16 protein-coding genes are annotated in these 20,748 nt (G+C 42.5%); 1 reads left to right on the top strand and 15 read right to left on the bottom strand.

Annotated elements, in window-relative coordinates; translation table 11 throughout:
• Nucleotides 1–8: 8 nt before the first annotated feature.
• The 3 genes from mutS to V6B33_RS09940 all read right to left on the bottom strand — a co-directional run bounded on the left by mutS (nt 9) and on the right by V6B33_RS09940 (nt 4,351).
• The gene (gene mutS / locus V6B33_RS09950) at nt 9–2,636 is read right to left on the bottom strand and encodes a DNA mismatch repair protein MutS (RefSeq protein ID WP_334217588.1); all 2,628 of its coding nucleotides are present in this window, start codon (nt 2,634–2,636) and stop codon (nt 9–11) included.
• Between the two features lie 123 nt (nt 2,637–2,759).
• Nucleotides 2,760–3,401 carry a DedA family protein gene (locus tag V6B33_RS09945; RefSeq protein ID WP_334217587.1) on the bottom strand — a complete coding sequence of 214 codons (642 nt, stop codon included), beginning with the start codon at nt 3,399–3,401 and terminating at the stop codon, nt 2,760–2,762.
• A 113-nt stretch (nt 3,402–3,514) separates the two neighbouring features.
• On the bottom strand, nt 3,515–4,351 hold the full coding sequence (locus V6B33_RS09940; protein ID WP_334217586.1) for a hypothetical protein: 837 nt from the start codon (nt 4,349–4,351) through the stop codon (nt 3,515–3,517).
• Nucleotides 4,352–4,505: 154 nt separating this feature from the next.
• On the opposite strand from V6B33_RS09940, the gene V6B33_RS09935 reads away from it, so the two are divergent.
• Nucleotides 4,506–5,432 carry a VanW family protein gene (locus V6B33_RS09935; protein WP_334217585.1) on the top strand — a complete coding sequence of 309 codons (927 nt, stop codon included), beginning with the start codon at nt 4,506–4,508 and terminating at the stop codon, nt 5,430–5,432.
• A gap of 460 nt (nt 5,433–5,892) precedes the next feature.
• Here the strand turns inward: V6B33_RS09935 and V6B33_RS09930 are convergent, their stop codons facing one another.
• The 12 genes from V6B33_RS09930 to V6B33_RS09875 form a co-directional block, all read right to left on the bottom strand.
• Complete coding sequence (locus tag V6B33_RS09930) at nt 5,893–6,264, bottom strand: VOC family protein (protein ID WP_334217584.1); 372 nt, start codon at nt 6,262–6,264, stop codon at nt 5,893–5,895.
• 189 nt (nt 6,265–6,453) lie between these two features.
• Complete coding sequence (locus V6B33_RS09925; protein ID WP_334217583.1) at nt 6,454–7,803, bottom strand: aspartate aminotransferase family protein; 1,350 nt, start codon at nt 7,801–7,803, stop codon at nt 6,454–6,456.
• Between the two features lie 26 nt (nt 7,804–7,829).
• Entirely contained in the window at nt 7,830–9,296 is a 1,467-nt protein-coding gene (locus tag V6B33_RS09920) for a CoA-acylating methylmalonate-semialdehyde dehydrogenase (RefSeq protein ID WP_334217582.1), read from the bottom strand.
• Between the two features lie 145 nt (nt 9,297–9,441).
• Nucleotides 9,442–11,040: a PucR family transcriptional regulator gene (locus V6B33_RS09915; protein ID WP_334217581.1), complete on the bottom strand. Its 1,599-nt coding sequence runs from the start codon at nt 11,038–11,040 to the stop codon at nt 9,442–9,444.
• A 75-nt stretch (nt 11,041–11,115) separates the two neighbouring features.
• Nucleotides 11,116–11,316, bottom strand: a complete 201-nt coding sequence (locus V6B33_RS09910; protein WP_334217580.1) for a hypothetical protein — start codon at nt 11,314–11,316, stop codon at nt 11,116–11,118.
• 17 nt (nt 11,317–11,333) lie between these two features.
• The gene (locus V6B33_RS09905; protein ID WP_334217579.1) at nt 11,334–11,537 is read right to left on the bottom strand and encodes a hypothetical protein; all 204 of its coding nucleotides are present in this window, start codon (nt 11,535–11,537) and stop codon (nt 11,334–11,336) included.
• A gap of 84 nt (nt 11,538–11,621) precedes the next feature.
• On the bottom strand, nt 11,622–13,091 hold the full coding sequence (locus V6B33_RS09900; RefSeq protein ID WP_442915513.1) for an NCS1 family transporter: 1,470 nt from the start codon (nt 13,089–13,091) through the stop codon (nt 11,622–11,624).
• 137 nt (nt 13,092–13,228) lie between these two features.
• Nucleotides 13,229–14,656, bottom strand: a complete 1,428-nt coding sequence (gene hydA / locus V6B33_RS09895; protein ID WP_334217577.1) for a dihydropyrimidinase — start codon at nt 14,654–14,656, stop codon at nt 13,229–13,231.
• A 16-nt stretch (nt 14,657–14,672) separates the two neighbouring features.
• Entirely contained in the window at nt 14,673–15,959 is a 1,287-nt protein-coding gene (gene preA / locus V6B33_RS09890) for an NAD-dependent dihydropyrimidine dehydrogenase subunit PreA (RefSeq protein WP_334217576.1), read from the bottom strand.
• Between the two features lie 23 nt (nt 15,960–15,982).
• Nucleotides 15,983–17,374, bottom strand: coding sequence for an NAD(P)-dependent oxidoreductase (locus V6B33_RS09885; RefSeq protein WP_334217575.1), 1,392 nt, complete (start codon nt 17,372–17,374; stop codon nt 15,983–15,985).
• A 68-nt stretch (nt 17,375–17,442) separates the two neighbouring features.
• On the bottom strand, nt 17,443–18,333 hold the full coding sequence (locus V6B33_RS09880) for a nitrilase-related carbon-nitrogen hydrolase (protein ID WP_334217574.1): 891 nt from the start codon (nt 18,331–18,333) through the stop codon (nt 17,443–17,445).
• Between the two features lie 815 nt (nt 18,334–19,148).
• Complete coding sequence (locus V6B33_RS09875; protein ID WP_334217717.1) at nt 19,149–20,597, bottom strand: carbon starvation CstA family protein; 1,449 nt, start codon at nt 20,595–20,597, stop codon at nt 19,149–19,151.
• Nucleotides 20,598–20,748 lie beyond the last annotated feature (151 nt).

Genomic DNA, 20,748 nt, shown 5'->3' with positions numbered 1-20,748 from the left:
CACCTCCTTTAATTTTTCAACTTTTTTTGGATTCCATAAAGAGTGTTCAACGCATCCAGTGGGGTCATTTCAAGGATATCGAGCTTTTTAAGTTCGTCCAGTAATTTCTTTTCCTTAGAAGTCAATGCTGGTTCTTTTACTCCGGTTTTTTCTGTTTGGAAGAAGGATAGCTGAGCGAGCTCGTCGTTGACCCCCTGCCTGTCAGGCTCTTGCTCTTTGGCGGCTGCCGTTTCCTGATTGTTTAGTGTAAACTTCTCTTCTTTATCTTCAAGTTGAACTAATATTTCATTAGCGCGCTTGATCAATTCACGTGGCAGGTCGGCAAGTTCAGCTACATGGATGCCATAACTCTTATCTGCTGCCCCTTCTTTGATTTTGTGCAGGAAAACAAGTTTTCCATTTTGCTCCATAGCACTTACATGAACATTTTTCACTTTATTCAATTCATCTTCGAGAATGGTCAATTCATGATAATGAGTGGAGAACAGAGTTTTTGCACCTATATTCTCATGAATATATTCAATGATTGCCTGAGCAAGCGCCATCCCATCATAAGTAGAGGTCCCACGGCCTATTTCATCAAATAAGATCAAACTCTGCTGGGTTGCATTGACAATCGCGTTCTTCGCTTCAAGCATTTCAACCATGAAAGTACTTTGTCCTGAAATAAGATCATCTGCAGCTCCGATACGTGTGAATACCTGGTCAAAAATTGGCAGATCTGCTGACCCTGCAGGCACGTAACAACCGATTTGGGCTAGAATCGATGTCAAGGCGATTTGGCGCATATACGTACTTTTACCAGACATGTTGGGACCTGTGACCAACAACATTTCGCGTTCTGCATCCATTATGCAGTCGTTCGGCACATATTCCTGTGCTCCCATGACTTTTTCTACAACCGGATGACGTCCATCTTTTAGAATAATCTTTCGGTCATCATTGAAAGAAGGCTTATTGTAATGCCTTTTCTCACTTACCGTTGCAAAGCATTGCAGGACGTCGAGTTCACTTACCAGCCTTGCTAATTTCTGTAAACGCGGTATGAACTCTTTTACAGTTTCGCGGATCCCGGTAAATAGTTCATACTCGAGATCTACGGACTTCTCATCCGCTTGCAGAATAAGTGCCTCCTTTTCCTTTAACTCCGGAGTAATGAAGCGTTCTGCATTAGTTAATGTTTGTTTCCTTTCATAACGCCCTTCGTCTAAATGAATGAGATTGGCTTTTGTCACTTCAATATAATATCCAAAGACTCGATTAAAACCGACTTTCAATGAGCGGATACCCGTTCGCTCCCTTTCTTTCCGTTCCAGTTCTGCAATCCAGCTTTTGCCGTTTCTACTTGCATCCCGGTACCGGTCAAGCTCTTCATGATATCCATCCCTGATTATGCTTCCTTCCTTAATTGTAAGTGGAGGATTTTCCACCAACGCCAGCTCCAGAATATCAGTTAATTCTTCACAGGGATCCAGTTCAGCAACTAGTTCATCAGTCACTTCATTTTCCATTGTCTCTACTAGGTGTCTCAGTACGGGTACCTGCTGCAGTGATTTTTTCAACTGGATAAGATCCCGTGCGTTTACATTACCGAAAGCTACCCTTCCTGCTAATCGTTCTAAATCATATACTTCTTTAAGGCGTTCCCTGAGATCCGTTCTCTCAAAGAATCTTTCCAATAAGACTTCGACAACCGACTGTCTCTTATGAATATCATCTAACTGAATGAGAGGACGATCAATCCATTGTTTTAGGAGACGTGCTCCCATGGCAGTCATGGTTTCATCCAAAAGCCACAGAAGTGAACCTTTTTTACCTTTTGACCGGATCGTTTCAGTTAGTTCAAGATTTCGTTTCGAGTAATAATCCATCTTCATGTATTGATGAATTTGATAGGTCTCCACTTTCTGCAAATGATCGAGACTCCTTTTCTGTGTCCTGAACAGATACTGAAAGAGCCGGGCGGCTGCCTCTCTCAGTTTATCCTGTTCAAGATTTAGAAGCAGGTGGGAGAACGAAGGATCAATTCTGCTTTCTGTTTCAAATGAAAGCGTTAGCTCATTTCTTTCATTGATCATTCTTTGGATGTCTTCGTTAATATTGCCTGGAAGGATGACTTCTTTTGCTTCTACGGTGGATAATTCATTTATTAATGCTTGCATTCCTTCTGTCACAAGGGTTACTTTTGACTCCCCGGTAGTGAGGTCACTATAAGCGAGACCGTAAGTATGGTCATCAAAAGGTGTCACGGAAGCAATATAATTGTTTTCCTTGTCGTTCAGCCCTTTTCCGTCCATCACAGTACCGGGAGTGATGAGCTGCACCACTTCCCTGCGTACAACTCCTTTTGCCTGCTTCGGGTCCTCCGTCTGTTCACATATGGCAACCTTATAGCCTTTATCAATCAATCGTTCTATGTAATTGGGTGCAGAATGATACGGAACCCCGCACATAGGAATTCTCTCTTCTCCACCGCCGTCACGGCTCGTTAACGTTATTTCAAGCTCCTGAGATGCAGAAATTGCATCTTCGAAGAACATTTCATAAAAATCACCTAAACGAAAAAATAAAAAGGCATCCTGATAATCTGCCTTCACCTGTAAATACTGCCTGATCATCGGCGTATATTGAGTCATGTTCCGAATCAAACCTTTCATGCAAATTCTACAAATCTAGACTATTTATTATATCATAATGGTCAAAAAAATCGTCCCTCAAAATATAGAAGGGACGTTACGGTAAGAGTTTATCAATCGGAACTATGAATCATTTTGTTTAACGATCTTGGACGGAACTTCTTTACTCGATGGACATTCACTTTTCTTCTTCCTGGTGGGATACAGGAATTTGTATCCGATGAAGATGATCAATAGCAGAGCACCACCTATGAAAATATAATTCTGGATACTGCTTATTAACGACTGTACGGATTCCAAATGACCGTTTTTTCCGACTATGAGCATGATAAAGGTAACCGGGAAGATGCCGATGAATGTAAGGGAACCAAATTTCAACTTACTGACTTTACTTATACCCGAGGCATACGAAATGTAATTGCCTATTCCCAGTGGTCGGGAAAGTGCGATACTCCAAACTCCATACTTCCTGAACCACCTCTGTGCTTTTTCTACTTTTTTGGTGTTTTTAGTACTGGTCTTATCCTTTATCGTATGCTTGATTTTAAAACCTATGGCATACGGGATATAGCTGAAAACAGTATAGATCAGACTGCTGAAAACAGCAAGACTGATCAGCTTTCCCCATGAAGGATCAAGCAGGTATCCATAGGTCAACGTGACCAAAACCCCGGGAAAAGGCAGTGAAGAGGCCTCTATTGCATTTCCAGCAAACAACCCCCACATCCCCAGTTCTCTAATGACATTTATGATAAACTCCAGCATGAGTCCCTAACCTCCACGGTTTGTTTAAATGTTCTTTTCCCTATTTGAACGAGAAGAAACTTCACATGATTGATTTTCTTTTTACATTTTATGATAGTTGCAAATATGAATTCCTACTTCACCAATCCAGCTAGTTCTTTCCCATCAATTCCCCACTGTCCTTCAGGACTGCTTTTCCGGATGAGGAGACTGCCCCTGGTCACAGATTGAGTTTGTTCACTGGAAATCCAATTCAGCTTAGCTTTCACCTCCAGTCCAAAGAAGGCATGAATATCCTCTGATGGAAGCAAGGACAATTCAGTAATCTCTATATGATTGATTTCCTGAATGAGTCGTTGGGCAATGCCTTCCTCCTGTTCTGAAAGGATTAGAGAAAGAAGGTTTTCATCATGCTGATTAATCGCTATCTCCATTATTCTGATGCTTTCATAAGGGTCCATATTGTATAAATACCTTTGAAGCTTGCCGCCTGCTTTTAGAATCATCAATTTATGGGCAAGATCCGGCGTCGGTGTTTTATGGGTGGTACTGCCATAAAAGTGGACACAAAAGTGCCCTGGGAACCCATTTTGGAGCGCTCCTGCGCCATGGGGCATCCCATTCATTGAAGCAGGAATCAACCGGTCATTGTATTGAACAAGGATTGCTCTTCTGTCCCAGCTCCATTTATCGTTATAGATGGTTTTCATGATTTTTGTATCTTTTTTGGTTAATGGTTGTACATCGGCATGTTTACTACCTGCCCTGCGCTGTACATTGAAACTGAGTCCTGTCTCCACATCAATAATCGTGAAAAATGATTTATTCGGGATCACATCGTTCACAATGTCCCACGGCAGAATCTCTATCGAAAAAGACGGTCTCGGATCATTCTTTGCCCTTTCATCTATTATCATCTCTGCTTCTGCTTTACCAACCACAATCAGGAAAAGAAAAAATATAAAGATCATCCTTACATAACTCATAACGAACCAAACCTTTTTTCTTTAGTTTCTGAATGAATGGATAATGAATAAGGTGTAATTATTGGAAATCTCCATCTTCAGATTTCCTACATGAATGGAATTTTCCAACCAATACTATAATGGAAGGAGTTGATGTCCGATGCAGCTGATGACAAAATTAACATTAATCAGCCTTCTTTCATTGCCTGTTATACATGACACTCAAGATACACAGATTCAAATATACTTCCAAGGAGACCTCCTATCTTCATATATCCCTGAGGAACTCACATTTGAAGGCATCGATGAACCACTTCTTAATCCTGCCGTGACTGAAAAAATAACAGAGGAAATAAATAAAAAAGTCTCCGTTCCCCCGCGTGATGCTTATCTGGATAAGAACAATAACATCAAGGAGCATGAAAGCGGGTATAAACTTCATGTAAGAAAATTCAACCAACAATTGTTGGGTGCCCTGTTCTCAAAAGGCACAGTCAGAATTGAGGTACCACTGCAGACACTGCATCCAAGAGTCGACAGTGAACTTCTTTCGAACATACGTAACCGCCAAATCGGCCATTATGTTACCTATTTCAACCGTAATAACAATGAACGGTCTCATAATATTTCTCTAGCTGCAAATGAAATCAATAATAAGGTCGTTTTTCCTGGCGAATTGTTTTCATTTAATAAAACAGTGGGCAGACGGACGAAAGATAAAGGATATAAGAAAGCTCCTGTCATTGTAAGGGGGGAGTTGTCCGAAGATATCGGCGGAGGGATATGCCAAGTCTCATCTACACTATATAATGCAGTCGACCTTGCAGGTGTTGAAATCGTGGAACGATATCATCACAGTAAACGAGTGCCCTATGTTCCAAAGGGGAGGGATGCTACAGTAAGTTGGTACGGACCCGATTTCATATTCCGCAATACTTATGATCAGCCTCTGTTGATCCGTACACATATATATGGTGGACAGATAAGTATAACTATCCATTCTTCTGAATTTATCAATGTTAAGAATAGAAATGTACCACCATCAGCGAAACATGTGCCCCAGGGGATTAAGAAATCCATTTATTAAAACTGAGACTGGGACAAAACAAAAAACACCTACCTAAAGGGGAACATTATCAGTGTTAGACTCTAAATACCGCTAATGATTTCCGTGCAAGACTTCGCTTTCCGCGGGTAGCCCGTGAACCTTCTCGGCAAGCCTGCGGGGTCTCACTTGTCTAGCTGCAGGGCTTAGAGGAACAAGTCATAAGCTAAACCGGCCAAGAAGGCAAAGAGCGCCTTCCAGGCCGATTCGTCTTATGCCACACGCCTCTGAGCAAAGCCCTTCCGCTTTTCTAATAAGCTACTTGTCCTGCAGGAGTCTTCGTCTTGCACTCCAATCAACCGCTGAACAAGCAAGATACTAAATGGGCATTTGAACTGAGCTAATAATAAACCAAAACTTATTTGAACTTAGAATTCAAATTAGTTCGGGTTTTATTCAGACTAAAACACTTTTGTCCGAGCCTCTACATCGTTTCAGATAATCATTCATGATATTCCAAAAATTCGATCCGATTTCCAAAGGGATCAGAAACAAAAAATCGGCTCCTCCCATTAATGGGAGTATCTTCTTTAACCTGAATTCCCTTCTCGACCAAGCTGTTCCGGTAAGTCTCCAAACCTTCTACAAGTAATCCGGGATGAGCTTTCGTGGCGGGTAGAAAGTCCGATTGTACACCGATATGAATTTCCTGGGCGCCAAACTGAAACCAGCACCCGCCACTCGCTTTTAAATTTTCCGGTTTAGAGATTTCATGTAAACCTAGTATATCACCATAAAATTTCCTTGCTTCTGTTTCACAACTTTCAGGTGCTGCCAGTTGTACATGATCTATTCCTTTAAATAATACTGACATATTCTCTCTCCTTAAATGTGATGTACGTTCTCCTCATTTTACCATCTTTTTCTAAAATTCAGTTATCAGAAAGAGTCTCAGAACCTAATAAAAAATCCGAACTAATTCGAATTCTCATTAAAGAATTTGAATTAAAGTTCGGATTATTATTCGGATAAGACACATTTATCCAAATCTTCCGGCTTTCTTTTATTGTATAGAATTGATTCCGTCAATGACTGTATTAATTAATAATTCAAGATCTTCCACTTCGATAGTAAGCGGGGGGGAAAGAGTCAGTACATTATTGAATCCGGCGACAGTTGCCCCGTTCTTTCCAATAATAACCCCGTGTTGTTTGCAATAGGAAATCACACCATTCACTTTTTCCACAGCCAAAGGTTCTTTTGTTTGTTGATCCTTTACCATCTCAATACCAATAAGAAGCCCTTTACCTCTGATATCACCTACTAGTTTATGCTTCTGCAGCTGATTTTTCAGAGTATTCAAGGCTGTTTCCCCAAGCTCCTCAGACCTTGTGAATAGACCTTCATTCTCCATTATCTCAATGTTCTTCAATGCAAGTGCACAAGCTGCAGGATTACCTCCAAAGGTATTGATATGGCGGAAGTAATCATATTCCTCAGTGCCTTTAAATGCTTCATATATTTCACGTTTAACTGCGGTAGCCGATAACGGCAGGTAAGCGGAAGTAATCCCTTTCGCCATTGTAATGATATCCGGTTTCACATCATAATTCATGTAACCGAAAGGCTTGCCGGTGCGCCCGAAACCACAAATCACTTCATCGACAATCATTAAAGCACCATGTTTTTCACACACTTCCTTTGCAGCTTTCATGTAATCTTCTTGCGGGATCAATATTCCCCCGCCCGTAATAATCGGCTCCATGATGAGGGCAGCGATTGTTTCACTGAGTTCCCAAGTCATGGCCTGGTCGATCGCTTTAACCCCTGGCAAATCGTGTGGCGATTTGCCTTCTGCTTCGTCCCTGTATGAGTCAGGCGGTGCAACATGGACAAATCCGGGAGCCAGTGGTTCGTATTTGTACTTTCGCTGCGCCTGTCCTGTAGCAGCCAAGGCTCCCATAGAGTTTCCATGATAGGACCGATACCTGGAAATGATCTTGTAACGGTCTCCCTCTCCTTTTTGCTGATGATATTGACGAGCGATTTTGAATGCTGTTTCATTGGCTTCAGACCCGCTGTTTGAGAAAAATATGACATATTCTTCTCCTAATAACCCGTTTAATCTCTCCGCAAGTTGAATGGCAGGCTGATGACTCTGTGTCAAAGGAAAGTAAGCCATTTTTTTCAATTGTTCATAAGCAGCTTCAGCTAATTCATGTCTTCCATAACCAATGTTGACACACCATAATCCAGCCATTCCGTCCAGATATTTCTTTCCTTCATTATCAGTTACCCACGACCCTTTGGATTCTGTAACCACCATCGTTCCATCAGGATTGTACGGTTTCATGGAATGCCAAAGGTATTGTTCATCCTGTTTAAGCCACATGTCTTGACCTGTTTTCACCATTGGGTTCCCCTCCTTGTTTTCTTCTTTTAGAAATCAAATCGTGAAGTGATCATTTTCTTCCTAGTAAAGAAATTTACTCCGTCTTTACCGTTAACATGCATGTCTCCATAGAAAGAGTCTTTCCAACCTGAAAATGGAAAAAATGCCATGGTAGCGGGAACACCTACGTTGATCCCAAGCATGCCTGCATCGGCTTCTTCCCTGAACTGTCTCACCGCTTTGGCATCTTTAGTATATAGGGTCGCTCCATTTCCAAAACGTGATTTTCTAATATACTCCAGCCCTTCATCCAAGTCCTTCGCTCTAAGGAGACTCAATACAGGTGCGAACATCTCTTCTTTTGCAATCGTCATATCAGGAGATACATGATCAAAGATCGTGGCTCCTAAAAAGTTTCCATCCTTCAGGTCACCCATTTCTTTTCTTCCATCGCGAATCAGTGTTGCCCCTTCCTCCATACCTTTTTCAATATACTTAAGGGTACGGTTCCGATGCTCACTTCTAATCACAGGAGTCAGCAGGACTTCATCGTCCATCCCATTACCAATACAAAGGTCATCCGCCTTCTTTGTGAGAGCATTGATGAACGGTTCATTTTCCCCCACTACAACGACCGCACTGCAAGCCATGCAACGCTGGCCGGCACTTCCAAATGCAGAGCTGATAATGTGTTCTGCTGCTTTTTCCAGATCAGCATCCGGCATCACAACATGATGATTTTTCGCACCGGAAAGAGCCTGGACACGCTTTCCTTGCTGGGCAGATTTTTCATAAACGTATTTCGCTACAGGCTGTGAGCCTACAAAGGAAATGGCTGCAATATCCTTATGTTCGATCAATCCGTTCACAACATCATGCGCACCGTGGACTACATTCAATACTCCTTGAGGAAAACCGGCTTCCGTAAACAATTCAGCAAGTCGATTTGCAAGCATCGGTGTTCTTTCAGATGGCTTGAGGACGAAGCTGTTACCGCATGCCACTGCGAGTGGGAACATCCAAAGCGGCACCATCATCGGGAAGTTGAATGGCGTAATTCCACCCACAACCCCAAGAGGATAACGGAACATTTCGGAATCAATATCTTCTGCAATTCCGCTTAGCGTCTCACCCATCATCAGCGTAGGGGCACCGCATGCAAACTCGACACATTCCAGTCCGCGCTGAACTTCCCCATATGCTTCTTTATATGACTTCCCATTTTCTTGAACCACGAGTTTCGCTAATTGTTCGTGATTTTCAGATAACAGTGTATGATACTTATAAAAGAGTCTTGCTCTTTTTGGTACAGGAGTTTTTTTCCATGTTTCCGAAGCTTCTTTTGCTGCTTTCACAGCTAGATCAACATCTCCTTTAGTTGAAATAGGCACTCTCGCAAGCTCTTCGTTGGTCGCCGGGTTCAACACATCCATCGTCTGCGAACTTTCGGAATCAATCCACTTTCCACCAATAAAGTTTTTTAACACTGCTACGTCTTTCTTAATGATTGTCATATTAATCCTCCTTAAATACGAATAATTCACTCTGAGTTTTACAAGGCGCTATGATGTATATAAGTCCATTATGAGAGATATCACAAAGGCTTTCATTAGACAAAGTGTAAAGTAACCATGTTTGTACATTAGACATTCCTGCTCATCATTTGGCAGCTTGTTTTTTCACGAACTTTAATGGATTGAGATAATCATGGGCAGACAATAGGAATTCGATAGCCAGCCTCTTATCCGCACTCATGAAATCTTCACCTAGAAGCTCTTCAATTTTTCTCAATCGATGGTAAAGCGTTTGCCTTACAATAAACAATTTTTTGGCAGTTTCCTGTTTAGAACCTTGGCAGCTTAAGAAAACCTTCAGTGTCAATAGCAGGCTGCCCTCATTCTCATTATCGTAGAGTAAGAGGGGGTGTAAATATTCCTCTATCATCTCGGATAGGTTCACATTGTTATTTACAATTGATATCAAACGATACAGATGTAAATCGTCAAAGAAAAAGAAACGGTTGCCACCGTCTATTTTTGAACGGAATAATAAGCTTTCCTGAGCAGTTTTATAGCTCACGCTGATGTTCATCATCTCTTCTTGATACTTTCCAACCGAGATGACCGAATCTTTTTTGTGTGATAAGAAATGGGACTGCTGAATCTTTTCCAGTGCTGTTTTCAACCTTTTCTTCCAATCGATCCGCCCGCGCGTATCCAACAGAATGAACAGTTGGTCGCTGCCGCATTTCTCAGTCAGCCCATGAAATCCCTGCTGTTCGAAAATACTTCTTGCCACTAAATTGAAATAGGTTAAATCCTGTGGCTCTCGTTCTTTCTCATCACTAAAAACACAAACGACTCCTCCATTAATATCCAGTTTCAACTCCCTTAGATATCCCTCCAGCTGCTCATTGGATTGCTCTCCTTTCAGCCAGGACATTATCCATTTGGAGTCTTCCATTCTCTTTTTTTCATCAAAATAGAGTTCTCTCATGATAAATTGTGCCAATGCAGTGGAAGTCCTGTCCAATATTAAAGTTTCATATTCGCTAAAGGGATGATCATTTCTGTAGATGGATAGCTCTGCATATTCCTGATCAAACAGGATCACCTTTGCTGAGGTAAAGTATCCTTGTCCTTCTTCTACATGTGCTTCATACCATTTTCTGATTTTCATTTCTTCTGAACGCTTCAATGGAGGATGTATTTCCGGTTCTTGTTCTTTCACCCGGAAGATCACGGGTACTTCCAGCTCTTTATGTAGGATATTCAGTATTCCCTGCAATTCATTGACACTAAGCAACTTCTTATTGAGTAACTGGGCATAATCGTCTAATTTTTTAATCATTTCATACTGTTGATTAATGATCACAGAATGAATATCATGAGTGATACTCACAAAAGGCACCTCTTTATCAAATACAATGACCGGGAAGTCATGTTGATTTGCCAACTCCAAAATCCGTTGAGGAATCCTTGAAATATTCGTATCAAGTTCAATGCACAATGCTGCAGCATCACTTTCAATAAGCTGGTTCAAAAGGTAAAGGAAAGCTGATTCTTCTTTTAGTGCCAATCCAGTCGTCAAAATTAATTCATGGCCATTAAGTAAATTTTTGATTGAAGTGACTTCAACGACATGTACCCATTTCACCTGGCGCTGCAATCCGCTTTGACCGGCTATAACTCTTGAATGTTCAAAATATCTCCTTGAAAGAATCGATTCAACTGAATGATAATAAAGATTCTTCATCATACTCTCCTTCTTAAGGCGTAATAGATGTGAATGTGATAAGAAAAATAGATAAAAAGGATTGGCATAACCAATCCTTTACTCTTTTTCTGCGGGGATAATAATGTGAACCTCGGAATGGCAGGTCTTCAACCATTCTTCATCTGAAATTTCATCTGAAGACAGGAAGGATAACATCCATTCGACCAGATCCTCCGGAGTGTCCATGATGGTTGGATAGGATTGGTGCTCCCTCATCTCGTTTATATTTTCATCGTCCAGTTCAGCCTGGTTCTTCATTTACATCCCCCCTCCCCTTATGAATGTATCAATAGATTGGAAAAGTACTTCCTTGCATTTGCCGTTTTCACATGGAGTGTTGCACTTCGTTTGTTTTCTGAGTGTTTAAAGAGTACAAATGCCCCGCTTAAATTCTCGGTCACTCTTACAATCTTAAATCCTTTTTGAAGAAGAAAATCAATCTTATCCCTTTCACTTAAAAACTCCCGATATTCCGACATGTGCATACCCCCACTTCATTTCTTTATTATGAGATTGCAAGACTTCTATAGAACATTTCCGAACGTCTATAGAAGCCTTCTGCTCTAAATCGTAAGGCTTGTACCCGTAGGCGCTTCCTTCACTGTTTCTTCATTTATTTCGATTTCCCAATCCCGGCCGACTGATATACCCAGATACTTTTCATCATCTGGATCAAGCAATTCCGCCTGTTCATATTTCTTGAACCACCAGTACTTTGCAAGGAAATAATAACATATGGCACCTGCTCCGAATCCGACAATGAATGAAAAGCTTGGAACGTAATAAGAAGCAACAGCACCGATGATCCATGAAATGAAGCCGGCAAGATTGACCCCGTTCATGTACTTGTATTGTCCTTCATTTTCATAAAGTGCCGGTACATTCACTCTTCGTTTTCTTATGATGTAATAATCAGCCACCAATATCCCGACAATCGCTGATAAAATACCCCCTACAAAAAGCAGGACAGGAATGATCACTCCAAACAGGTTCCAAGGCTGAACGATTGTTCCTACCACTCCGGCAGTTAAAACACCCGCCCAGAAAGGAAACTTTGGACCTCCTACATTTGAGAATATCGTAGCAGCAGGGACAACATTGGCTGCGATATTCGTAGACCATTGAGCCAGGACAATCATGAGCAGTAAAATACCTAGAATAAGACCGCTTGCTGCTTCCTGTAATGCAATTACTGGATCATAGTTCAACACGGCAATATATGAAACCGCTCCGATTAATACCATGAATGTCTGTGTCAGAGGCAAAGTGATCAGGTTGCCGATTAAGGAACTTTTATTTCGTTTAAACCAATTCTTCTCATGCCGGGGGGCTTTCATGAAACGTGAAATCGATGGAATATCGGCAGCCAACGTCGCCCAAAATCCCATATTGCTGAAGATGACTACCAGAAACGCTGTAACGGCGGCCCCGCCAGTGACCGGACTTTCCACCCAGCTCCAAATATCCCGTCCCTGTGCTGCAGCCGAGTCGGACAGGGAGGAGTACATCCAAACTGATATGATGATGATCACCGGAGCTGCCAGGTCGGCAAACCGTTCTACCGCCTTTATCCCTAAAGCAGTGTTAACTAATTGAAGTAGAGCAAATATGATAAAACATACAAACCAATTGTCAAAACCATATAGAATATTCAGGATGCCATTCATTGCCGTCGCTCCGAAATACGTGTTGATCCCAAACCACATGGAAGCGGCAATACCACGGACAACCGAAGGAATATGGGTACCCAATGTTCCGAAAGGAGCCCTCATATAGACCGGAAAAGATAATCCGTGTTCTACCCCTATATCGCCTGTAAGGGAGATGAAAAAACCGATTGCCACTGAACCGATCAGGGTTGCCAGCAGAACAAGAGGAAGCGGTAATGACATAACTCCCGACCCGCCGATAGCAAAGGTAGCAAGAACGACCACCATCCCTATCCACATAAACGAATATCCGATTTTCGTAATTTTTCTTTCACTTTCTTTAATAGGTAATAAATCCGGTGACTTTAAATAGCTTGTTTTCAACATGAACACTCCTTTTTGTTTGTTCCAAATGGCAAAACCAAACTTGAACTAAGAGAGGCATGTAGAGCAGAAGATACCTTCCGCTCTACATGCAGGAGCTGTTCTAAAATTAAGCGGTTTTCATAAGTCGAATATGATCAGGATTTAGAAGGCTGTAATGATTCGCTCTCTTCTCGTGAAAGATGTTTACCGTATCTCGCTCTCTTGACATACTTCCCTTTCCCCAATTTGCCCACGAATTGCTTATCTTTAATGACGTATTCACCCCTTGACAAAACGGAGACAGGTTCCCCTTTGATTTTCATCCCCTCAAAAGGGTTATAGTCTGCAGCCATATGGTGACTCTCTGCGGATATGACCCTTTCTGCATTCGGATCAAAAATCACAACGTCTGCATCCGATCCTGATGCAATGGTTCCTTTCTGAGGATAAAGCCCAAACAACTTGGCACTTCGTGTAGACATAATATCAACAAACTGATTCAAGGTAATTCTGCCCTTTTCAACTCCTTCTGAGAATAATATGGATACACGGTCCTCAATGATCGGCCCGCCATTCGGGATTTTGGTGAAGTCTTCCAAGCCAAGGTCTTTCTGTCCTTTAAAATCAAATGAGCACTGATCAGAACCCAGTGTCTGGAGTTCTCCGCTTTTCAGTGCATTCCATAATACTTCCTGGTTCCACTTTTCACGCAGCGGCGGTGACCAGACGTACTTGGCACCTTCAAAGTTTGGACGCTCCAAGTAAGTTTGGTCAAGCACCAAATACTGAGGACAGGTTTCACCCCAGACATTAAGTCCCTTGCTTCTTGCTTCGGCTATTTGTTTCACAGCCTCTTGGCAGGAAACATGCACCACGTATAACTGAGAATCAGCAAGACCCGTCAACTTCGCAGCCCTGCCTGTAGCTTCCCCTTCAAGTTCGGGAGGTCGTGTCAAAGCATGGTATATTGGATCTGTTTTACCTTCAGCCAAAGCTTGTTCAGTCATGTACTCAATGACATCTCCATTTTCGGCATGCACCATAACCAGTGCACCTAATTTTTTGGCTGCGATCAATGTTCTGAAAAGTGTCTCATCATCAGCCTGGAATACATTTTTATATGCCATAAAAACTTTAAACGAAGTTATGCCCTCATTTTCGATGACTTCAGGAAGCTGACTTAACACTTCCTGATTGATTTCCCCAATCATTAGATGAAAGCTGTAATCAATCACTGCTTTATCCTTGGATTTCGCATGCCAAGTATCGATTGCATTTTGGAGAGGCTCTCCCTTATTGGTCAAACAAAAATCGATCAAAGTGGTTGTTCCTCCAAATGCGGCAGCAATCGTCCCTGTTTCGAAATCATCCTTTGAAACGGTACCACCGAAAGGCATTTCCAGATGTGTATGCGGATCTATCCCTCCCGGAAATATATACTTTCCGTCTGCATCGATTACTTCTGCTTCACTGATATCAAAGTCCTTTCCGATACTGCTTATTTTTCCATCTTCAATGAGTATATCCGCTTTATACGTATCAGCTGCTGTAACAATTGTCCCGTTCTGTATTATTTTTTTCATTCTTCACCCTCCAGATTTATTTCACTGTATCAATTTCACATTGTGCCAACTTACCGACCGCAGCCTGACGTTCATTCCATGTCATCGGCATATGTCCGCTCGGAACCTCGATCATTTCAATCGCTCCATCAACCGGGCAGACGATCGAACATAAATTACACCCGACACAATCCTCTTCACGAACTTTCAGGTAACTATTACCTTCGGGATCTCTAAGCATATCGATACATTGATGAGAAGTATCTTCACAAGCTATATGGCACTTATTGCAATTAATGCAAACATCGTTATTTATTTTTGCAACCACGCTGTAGTTAAGATCTAAATTCCCCCAGTCGGAATATCTCGAAACTGATTTACCGACCAAGTCCTGTACAGAAGCAATTCCTTTTTCATCAAGATAATTGTTCAGTCCGTCCAGCATATCTTCAACGATTCTGAATCCATGATGCATGGCCGCTGTACAAACCTGAACCCCCGATGCTCCCATAAGCATGTACTCTACTGCGTCCTGCCAGTTAGACACTCCACCCATGCCTGATATCGGAACATTTATTCTCGGATTACGTGCACATTCCGCCACCATGTTCAAAGCAATGGGTTTGACTGCCGGTCCGCAATAGCCTCCATGCGCTCCCTTGCCGGCAACATGAGGGATCGTGTTCCAGGAGTCGATATCGACCCCTGCCAAACTATTGATCGTATTAATCATACTGACGGCATCGGCTCCGCCTCTCACAGCGGATTCTGCTGTCACGGTGATATCCGTTATGTTTGGTGTCAATTTCACGATTACTGGTGTTTTTGCGACTTCTTTCGCCCAAAACGTTTGTTTTTCTACTAATTCAGGTACCTGTCCAGATGCAGCACCCATTCCCCTTTCAGCCATTCCGTGGGGACAGCCGAAATTAAGTTCCAATCCGTCGACACCGACGTCTTCTACCTTTTTGACAATCTCATGCCATTTCTCCTGCTTTGGTTCCACCATCAAAGAAGCAATTATTGCATGATGAGGAAAACGCTTCTTTGTCTCATAGATTTCCTTTAGATTCACTTCTAAAGGTCGATCCGTTATCAGTTCGATGTTATTAAAGCCTGCCACGCGCTGGCCATTAAAGCTTACAGCAGCAAACCTGGAAGATACGTTGATTATCGGTTCCCCTAATGTTTTCCAGACTGCGCCCCCCCAACCCGCTTCGAACGCTCTCTGAACCTGATAACCCGAATTGGTCGGCGGCGCGGATGCAAGCCAAAATGGATTTGGAGATTTTATTCCTGCTAAATCGATATTTAAATCTGCCATGTTGTTCCCCCCTCTAACAGAACTTAATTCATTTGAAGTGAAGTCAGCTGCCTATGAAGATAATATGCCGCCTGCTTTCCCTGTTCAGCGGCTGTAACGACCATCGCTTCCCCAATTCCTTTGCCGAAGATTACATCTCCACATGCCAGCACCCTTGGATTGGACGTTTGAAGTGTTTCCCTGTCAACTTGGACAACCCCGTCTTTATGTTCTAATTGAAACTGATCGATTAAAGTATGATGCCTTGTTTGACCAATAGCCTTAATGACTGCATCAACAGGCAATGTGAATTCTGAACCTTCCACCGGTACAGGACGTCGCCTTCCATCAACACCCGGTTCGCCAAGCTTCATTTTGAAGCACTCTATTCCTACTACCCTGCCGTCTTCGTTCCCTATGATTCTCTTTGGTGCTGTAAGCCAACGAAATTCCACTCCGTCCTGCTTAGCAAATTCATATTCAAAATCATAGGCTGTCATCTCTTTCAATGTTCTCCGGTACAGTATTTTCACATTTTCTGCTCCTAAACGAACGGAACAAGTGGCACCATCAATGGCAGTATTTCCGGCACCGATCACCACCACTTTCTTGCCCACGTACTCTTTGGATATTTCGCCGCCTTTGGTAGCTTTCACAAATTCAATGGCATCATGAACTCCATCAAGTTGTTCCCCATCAATATTCAATGGAGGTACATGGGACATACCTGCAGCAAGAATGATAAAATCATGGCTTTCGAGGACTTCTTCCGCAGTAATATCCTTCCCTACCCTCGTATTGGTACGAATATCTACATTCATCCTCTTGACTTGGTCTACTTCCCAAAAAGAGATGCTTTGTGGAAGACGGAAAGAAACGATGCCATAAGTATTCAAGCCTCCTGCTTCTTTGGCTGCTTCATATATGGTCACTTCATAACCAAATCGTGCTAATTCCCTGGCTGCGGAAAGACCTGCCGGCCCACCTCCGATTATGCCGACTTTCTTGCCGTTAGGCTCCCCCGCTTCAAATAACACCGTTTCATTATGCCTTGCCCAATCGGTAGCATAGCGCTGCAGATTTCCAATCATGATCGGTTTCGTCGAGTGATTGAGTACGCATGCCCCTTCGCATAGTTCTTCTGTCGGACATACTCTTGAACAACTTGCACCTACCGGATTGGAACTCATAATCGTTTTTGCCGACCCCTTCAAGTTTCCCGATGCAATCTTCTTTATGAAAGAAGGGATGTCTATACCTGTGGGACACGCTTGAATACAAGGTGCATCATAGCAATATAAACACCGGTTGGCTTCTTCCAAAGCATCCCTGTTGGACAACCCATTATGGGCCTCCTGAAAATTCTCCTCTAGATTCGATAGTGAAAGTGGCTTGGACAAACTGGCTTCCCCCTTTTCCCCTGCTAATAAATTCATAGAGTCAAATTGATTCGGAATGATAAAGAGTGCTTCCTACATAAGCAAATCGATATCAGCCTATACAATTAAGGCAACAGTGCTGTCATTTCGTTATAAGTTTCAGGTCTGCGGTCACGATAGAACTGCCATGTATCCCGTACTTCACGAATCAGCTTCTTGTCCATCTCACCGATGATCACCTCATCCTTGTCTCTGCTTCCGATTGAAACAAAGCCTCCGCGTGGATCTACCAGGTATGATTGACCATAAAATTCCCCCATGTTCCACGGCCCTTCATAACCAACCCGGTTAATCGCTCCCAGATAATAGCCGTTTGCAACAGCATGAGCCGGCTGCTCGAGCTTCCATAAATATTCAGACAGCCCGGCAACGGTTGCAGATGGATTAAATACCACTTCCGCACCTTTCAACCCTAACAATCTTGCACCCTCCGGGAAGTGTCGATCATAGCAGATATACACTCCCACTTTTGCATAAGCTGTATCAAATACCGGATAACCCAGATTTCCCGGTTTAAAGTAATATTTCTCCCAAAAGCCATACCCTTCACTGCCGACCGCGACATGAGGGATATGCTGTTTTCGGTATTTGCCAAGATATGATCCATCAGCATCGATTACAGCTGCTGTATTGTAATAAGTCGCAATCCCTTCCCTTTCATAGATCGGGAGAATGATGACGACATTCAGCTCTTTGGCTAATTCCTGAAAGCGCCTGGTTGTCGGGCCATTCGGAATTTCTTCGGCTGAATCATACCATTTAGGATTTTGTTCGGAGCAAAAATATGGACCATAGAAGATTTCCTGTAAACATATGATTTGTGCTCCCTTCTTGGCGGCACCCTTTACCAATTCGATGTGTTTCTTGATTGATTGTTCTTTGTGAACTTCTACCGCCTCGCTGCCGTCTACATCATGTGAAGCCTGAATAAGACCGATTTTCACCTTGTCTGACATCCCTGTTCCTCCTAGACTATTAGATTTAAATAAATAGTAAGCGCTTTCATATTCTGTTATTTCTGATGACACCTACTAAATTTCATGAAGTTAATGTTGTCTGAATATTTTGTCTTTTCAACTCATTTTAACTCGTACTCAATTGAATTGCATTATACATTATGTAAAATCAGCTCCTTTGACTATTGGTCACTATGTAAATTCTAAAATAGAATGTACTATTTATCGGAGTTGAATTAACGTTAGCATATGAAACTTGCAGATATTGTAAAAAAATTGGAGTTATTCTTTAAAATAGCTCGTTTTTTATCGACATTTTTTTCGATACTTCTAATAACAAATTGCAAAATCGATTAAAACAAGGCTGGGACAAAACAAAACAAAAAAACAACTTCCTAAAGAAGAACATTTTCAATCTTGACTCTAAATACGGCTAATGATTTCCGTACAAGACTTCGCTTTCCGCGGGTGACCCGTGAGCCTCCTCGTCGCTGCGCTCCTGCGGGATAGAAAAGCGGAGGGGCTTTGCACAGAGGCGGGTGGCATAAGGCGAATCGGCCACGAAGGCGTTCTTTGCCTTCTTGGACGAGTCGACTTATGACATGTGCCTCTAAGCCCCGGAGCTGGACAGGTCTCACATTGGCCACTTCTCCCGCAGGAGTCTTCGTCTTACACTCCAATCAACCGCTGGAACAAGCTGAAAACTAAATGAACAGTTGAATAATATAATGAAAAACCCGAACTTACTTGAATCCATGAATTCAAATTAGTTCGGGTTTTACATAGACTAAAACACTTTTGTCCCAACCAAGGTTTTATGAGTTTACTGATTCGGGGTTTAATGCTTTCTGCCTGACTGGACGGTATTTAAGGACTTGGCGGATGAACCAGATCAGCACGGCGGACCAAATGACTGCCCCTATAATCATCGACTCAGTGTAGGGAAGATGAAATCCTTCCGGGGCATAAAAGATATAGGAACTGACTACAGCTGTCATGAATAAAGCCGGTATACTGCAAATCCAGTGGAACTTATGTTGCTGCAGCAGATAAACGGCAGCAGTCCATAACATGACAGTTGCAACCACCTGGTTCGACCAGCCTACGTATCTCCAAAGGAAGGTATAGTCAATTTGAGTCAGAAAGAAAGTCGGGAGAGCGACCGGGATCACTAAAAGACCCGGAAGCCATTTTCCTTTCAGTTTTTCTTTTTTCAAATCAGACAATAAATCGACCAGCATCATTCTTGAGGACCTGAGAGCTGTGTCGCCAGTTGTGATCGGCAGGATGATGACCCCCAGCACGGCAAGAATTCCTCCAAGGGTACCCAGTGTCGTTTTACTGATTTCATTGACAACTCCCGCAGGTCCGCCTGCAGCAAGTGCTTCCTGCAGCCCCCCGGTGCCATTGAAGAATGCCATTCCTGCAGCAGCCCAGATTAATGCGATGATACCTTCGGCAACCATCGCCCCATAAAACACTTTCCTTCCTTCGCTTTCCTTCTTCAAGGTTCTAGCAAGGATCGGACTTTGGGTGGAATGGAATCCTGATATTGCTCCGCAAGAAACAGTCACCATCAGCAATGGCCACAAGGGAAGTTCCTGAGGATGTAAATTAGCAATGGTCAGATTAGGTACCGGGTGTTCGTAGAAAAATAATCCAATCCCAATTGCTAATGCCATAAACACTAGTACCGCACCGAATATCGGATAAATCTTTCCGATGATCTTATTGATCGGTAAGACGGTTGCAAGAATAAAATATGTAAAAATAATCAGCAATGATGCCATGAAGGATAACGGCGTCACTTCTGCCATCAATTGGGCAGGGCCTGAAGTAAACGCAGCAGCCACCAGGATCATCAGGATGATTGATAGAATATTCATCACGGACCTGACGTGTCTTCCTAGGTATTTGCCAACCAGAGAAGGAAATTGAGCTCCATTATGCCTGAGGGACAGCATCCCGGAAAAATAATCATGGACGGCACCTGCGAATAATGTGCCGACAACGATCCAAATGAATGCAACCGGACCGTATAAAGCTCCCAGGATTGCCCCGAAAATCGGACCGAGGCCCGCGATATTCAGTAATTGAACTAAGCTTGCCTTCCACCAGCTCATCGGCATGTAATCAAAATTGTCTTTACTTGCGTAGGCAGGCGTAATATTCGAATCGTCGATGCCGAAAATCTTCTCTACCACCTTTGAATAGATAATGTAACCTGCTACTAATATACAGACTGATGCAAGAAATGTCAGCATCATGATGTCCTCCCTTCAGATGAAATTAAGATTCATTTTAATATGTAATACGACAAATAACAACAGAATTTTCTAAAAAGATTATTTTTTCAGATAATATTCTCTGATTGTTTTTCCTATCATTCCTTTGGCAGCAACCATGTAAGAGGTT

Source organism: Mangrovibacillus sp. Mu-81 (assembly GCF_036867415.1).
In the GTDB taxonomy this organism is placed as follows: Bacteria; Bacillota; Bacilli; order Bacillales; family Bacillaceae_B; genus Rossellomorea.
The sequence above is the reverse complement of the archived record's forward strand: the minus strand, read 5'-3'. Positions and strand labels throughout refer to the sequence as shown.